Here is a 4,549-nt window from a genome sequence, read left to right on the forward strand (position 1 = left end):
GGGCCGCACCCGGGTGGGTGCGGCCCCCTCGTCCGGGACGTGCCGGTCAGGCGCCCTTCTCGGTGACGGCAGCCAGCACGTCCGGCCAACGGCGCTCGAGCCAGCGGCCCGAGCCCACGACGCCGGCCCAGGCCGCCAGGGCCCCCACCGAGAGCACGGTCGGCCCGACCAGCTGGTGGACCCACCCGTGGTCGCGGGTGGCGAACCACAGGGCCACCGCGCCTCCGGCCACCACGCCCAGGCCGATCCAGACCACGACCATCGCCAAGAGGGTGGCCAACGTGCTGCCCGGCGGGGTGGAGAACTGGTTGGCCCCGGCCTGCGGCGCGGGGAACTGCCACAACGCGCTCGTCACCTGACCGAGCCCGCACCCCACCGCGAGCAGGCCCAGGGACACGCCCAGGGCGTTGGGCAGCTGGTCCCACCGGCCACTGAGGGCGCACCCCAGCAGCACGGTGGCCACGACGAGCGGCGCGGCCACGGTGACCACCGCCAGGAAGCGGCCCCACCGGTCCTGCCAGCCGCGCATCCCCGAGGAGACGTGCAGCCAGAAGGCCGACCCGTCGTAACTCGTGTCCTGCATCGTGACCATGGCGAAGGAGAGCACCACCGCGCACCCGGCGTACGGCAGCAGCGGCGAGGCGTCGGTCGACAGGCCCTGCAGCAGCATGGGCCCCACCGCGAGCACCGGCATGAGCACCGCCATCGCGAAGTTCATGACGTAGCGGGGGTCGCGGCGCCAGTTGAGCAGGCTGCGCAGCATCACCCCGCCGGCGGGCGTGACGGGGGCGAGCCGCGCGAGACGGCCCAGGTGCACGTCGTGACCCGACCCGGTCTCCTCCAGCGGTGACACCAGGCGCCCGGCGACGGACCTCTCCCACCACCACAGGAGCAGGCCCAGCACCCCCAGCCCCACGACGCCCCGCAGACCCGCCGCGGCCCACCGGCCCGCCTCCAGGTCCGCGACGGCCGCCCACGGCAGGCCGAAGGGTGTCCAGCCCACCACCTGCGTGACCAGGTCGAGCCGGTGGCGGAGCGCCTCGGCCGAGTCGACCCCGACCGTGAGGAGGTTGGACAGCAGCCCGGTGCTGGCCGCCAGGAGCACGCCCACCCCCATCGCGAGGTCACGGACCCAGCGGGGGGTGCCCGGTGCACTCATGCCCGCCGCGGCCGCGCTGCGCAGCACGATGGTGGTGAGCCCCCACAGCAGCGCGGCCACCACCGACGCCGCCACGAGCACCGGCCCGCGCGCCAGCCCGATGACGGCGCCCGCCGCGCCGAGCCCGAGCACCGGCCCCGTGATGCCCACGAGCGAGCCCACCACGAGACCCGGGAGGAGCTGGCGGGAGGTCACCGGCAGCAGGGCGAACCGGCTGGGGTCGAGCGTGTCGTCCACACCGGTGGAGACCAGGGGCACCAGCACCACACCGAAGGACAGGGCCGCCAGCACCACGGTGACCAGCTCGGCCGCGAGGTCCGGGGCCAGGCCCCGCATCGAGGCCAGGGCCACGCACGCACCCACCGCGAGCGCCAGGCCCAGCAGGGTGCCCAGGACGAAGCCGGCCAGGGCCCACCCGTTGCGCCGGAAGCCGGCCTTGAGCAGGGTCCACTTGAGGCGGATCAGGAGCGCAACCACGACAGGCCCTCCCCGTACTCGCGCCCTCCACCGACGAGGCGGATGAAGGTGGACTGCAGGGAGTCACCGCCACGCACCTGCTCCACCGTCCCGGAGACGAGCAGGTGCCCCTCGGCCATGATCGCCACGTGCGAGCAGAGGGACTCCACGAGCTCCATGACGTGGCTGGAGATGACCACGGTGCCGCCACCGGCCGCGTAGTCGGCCAGGAGATCGCGGATGCCCTGCGCCGAGACGGGGTCCACCGCCTCGAGCGGCTCGTCGAGCACGAGTACCCGCGGGGCGTGGAGCAGGGCGCAGGCCAAGCCGATCTTCTTGGTCATGCCGGCCGAGTAGTCCACCACCATCTTGTGGGCGGCCGGCTCCAGCCCGAGCGCGGCGAGCAGCTGCCCGGTGCGCTCGGTGGTGGTGACCTCGTCCATGCCCCGCAGGCGCCCCACGTAGGTCAGCAGCTCCTGGCCGGAGAGGCGGTCGAAGAGTCGCAGCCCGTCGGGCAGCACCCCGAGCAGGGCCTTCGCCTCGTGCGGCGCGGACCACACGTCGTGGCCGAGCACCTGCACCGCGCCGGCGTCGGGGCGCAGCAGGCCGGTGGCCATCGAGAGCGCCGTCGTCTTGCCCGCACCGTTGGGGCCCACGAGCCCCATCACGGCCCCGCGCGGCACGTCGAGGTCCACCCCCGCCACCGCCACCTGGCCGCTGAAGGCCTTGGTGAGCCCCCGCCACTGCATCGCCACCCCGTTGGTCTCCATGTCCGGAGGGTATGCCCCACGACCACCGGCGGAGAGCGCGGTCCCAGGCTGCGTGAAAGACTGGCGCGGCTCCCACTGAAAGGTTCTTCGATCTCGCATGCCCGGCAACGCCACCTTCCGCCACAGCAACACCTCGATCCTCTCGGTCACCGGACTCCCGGCCCCAGAGGTCCGCACCTCGGCGGAGTTCGACGAACGCATCATGGACACCCTGCGCCGCAACAGGCTGGTGCCCGGCGTGCTCTCGCGCCTGGTGGGCGTCAAGGAGCGCCGGTGGTGGCCGCAGGACGTGCACTTCACCGAGGCCGCCGCCGAGGCGGGCCGCCGCGCGATGGTGGACGCCGGCATCAGGCCCGAGCAGGTGGGCCTCATGGTCAACACCTCGGTGAGCCGTGACCACCTCGAGCCGTCCACCGCGGTGCGCGTGCACGACGCCCTGGGGATGCCGCGCAGCGCCATGAACTTCGACGTCACCAACGCCTGCCTGGGCTTCGTCAACGGCATGCAGATCGCCGCCGCGATGATCGACTCCGGGCAGATCGAGTACGCCCTGGTGGTGAACGCCGAGACCAGCCGCGCCACGCAGGAGCGCACGCTGGCCCGTCTGGAGCGCGAGGACGCGACGGCCGACGACGTGCTGCAGCAGCTGGCGACGCTCACCCTGGGCTCCGGCGCGGCCGCGATGGTGCTGGGACGCACCGACCAGCACCCCGAGGGGCACCGCTTCGTCGGCGGCGTCTCCCGCGCGGCCACCGAGCACCACGAGCTGTGCGTGGGCGACTTCGACCGCATGACCACCGACTCGGTGGCCCTGCAGGACGCCGGCATCGCGCTCTCCGAGGCGCTGTGGGCCGACGCGCGGGAGGAGTTCGACTGGCAGGACATGGACCGCTACGTGATCCACCAGGTCTCCACCGTGCACACCGAGCAGGTCTGCGACCGCCTCGGGCTGGACGGCGCGAAGGTGCCGCGGACCTTCCCCCGGTTCGGCAACCTGGGTCCGGCGGCCGTGCCGTTCACCCTGGCGATGGAGGCCCCGCAGCTGGAACGCGGCGACCGCCTGCTGCTCATGGGGATCGGGTCGGGCCTGAACGCCTGCTGCGCCGAGATCGAGTGGTGAGCCCCGTGCCCCCGGCCACCGGCGACCGCGCGACCCCCCTGACCGGGCTGCCCGGGGTGGACCCCCGCTGGCAGCACCACCTGCAGCTGCCCGCCCGCGGCGACCTTCCCGCGGCCCGGATGGCCGTGCTGGACACCCACTCCCCCGCGATGGTGGCCGCCGGCGCCGACCCTGCCGCCGTACGGCACGTGCTGGTGTGCGTGCACGGCAACCCCACCTGGTCGTACCTGTGGCGCCGGGTGCTGGGGCACGCCCCGGCCGACTGGCGCGTGGTGGCCGTGGACCACGTGGGCATGGGCCACAGCGAGCGCTCGGGCACCACGCGGCGCCTGCGCGACCGCATCGACGACCTGGACGAGGCGATGGCGCAGCTGGGCGTCCTCGGCGGCGAGCACGGCGACCTGCCGGTCTCGGTGATGGTGCACGACTGGGGCGGCGCCATCGGGCTGGGCTGGGCCGCGCGGCACCCGGGGCGGATCGCCTCGGCGGTCATCACCAACACCGCGCTGTGGCAGCCGGACGACCGGGTGCCCCCGGGCATCCGGGCCGCGCGCGCCGCCCGCCTGCACCGACTGGCCACGGTGGACACCCCGACCTTCGTGCACGCCGCCTCGTGGGTGGGGCGTCCCGGCCCCGAGACGGCCGACGCCCGCGCGCTGGCCTCCCCGTACGTGCGCCGCGACCGGCGCCGCGCGGTGGGCGACTTCGTGGCCGACATCCCGCTGGAGCCCGACCACCCCTCGCGCGCGACGCTCGAGGAGGTGGCCGCCGGCGCCGCCGCCCTCGACGTGCCCGCCCTGGTGCTCTGGGGCGCGCAGGACCCGGTCTTCACCGACCGCTACCTGCGCGACCTGCTGGAGCGCTTCCCCGATGCCGACGTGCACCGCTTCGGCACTGCGTCGCACCTGGTGCTCGAGGACGCCCCCGAGGGCGTGGGCATGGCCTGGGCGTGGCTCACCGACCCCGCCGCCCGCGGGAGCGCCCGCCCGGTGGACGACGCCGGCACCGGCCGCCCGGACGGCACGGTCCTGTGGTCGCGGCTCA

Annotated in this window: 4 protein-coding genes; 2 read left to right on the plus strand and 2 right to left on the minus strand. The window is 74.7% G+C overall.

Features of this window, described 5'->3' with window-relative positions:
• Positions 1-46 precede the first annotated feature (46 nt).
• Both HMPREF3099_RS05520 and HMPREF3099_RS05525 read right to left on the minus strand, forming a co-directional pair.
• The gene (locus HMPREF3099_RS05520) at positions 47-1,636 is read right to left on the minus strand and encodes a hypothetical protein (RefSeq protein WP_070705042.1); all 1,590 of its coding nucleotides are present in this window, start codon (positions 1,634-1,636) and stop codon (positions 47-49) included.
• Positions 1,621-2,385 carry an ABC transporter ATP-binding protein gene (locus tag HMPREF3099_RS05525; protein ID WP_070705045.1) on the minus strand — a complete coding sequence of 255 codons (765 nt, stop codon included), beginning with the start codon at positions 2,383-2,385 and terminating at the stop codon, positions 1,621-1,623. The genes HMPREF3099_RS05520 and HMPREF3099_RS05525 overlap by 16 nt, the downstream gene beginning before the upstream one ends.
• Positions 2,386-2,482: 97 nt before the next feature.
• Between HMPREF3099_RS05525 and HMPREF3099_RS05530 the strand changes: the two genes are divergently transcribed.
• Complete coding sequence (locus HMPREF3099_RS05530) at positions 2,483-3,505, plus strand: 3-oxoacyl-ACP synthase III (RefSeq protein ID WP_070705048.1); 1,023 nt, start codon at positions 2,483-2,485, stop codon at positions 3,503-3,505.
• Positions 3,502-4,549: alpha/beta fold hydrolase (locus tag HMPREF3099_RS05535; RefSeq protein WP_141762011.1), on the plus strand; the 1,048-nt coding region annotated here is incomplete at its 3' end. The genes HMPREF3099_RS05530 and HMPREF3099_RS05535, both read left to right, overlap by 4 nt.

Source organism: Kytococcus sp. HMSC28H12 (assembly GCF_001816045.1).
GTDB classification, from domain to species: Bacteria; Actinomycetota; Actinomycetes; order Actinomycetales; family Dermatophilaceae; genus Kytococcus; species Kytococcus schroeteri.

Coding starts and splice junctions, on each gene's coding strand:
- HMPREF3099_RS05525 (WP_070705045.1), bottom strand. CDS start 2,385: ATGGAGACCAACGGGGTGGCGATGCAGTGGCGGGGGCTCACCAAGGCC.
- HMPREF3099_RS05530 (WP_070705048.1), top strand. CDS start 2,483: ATGCCCGGCAACGCCACCTTCCGCCACAGCAACACCTCGATCCTCTCG.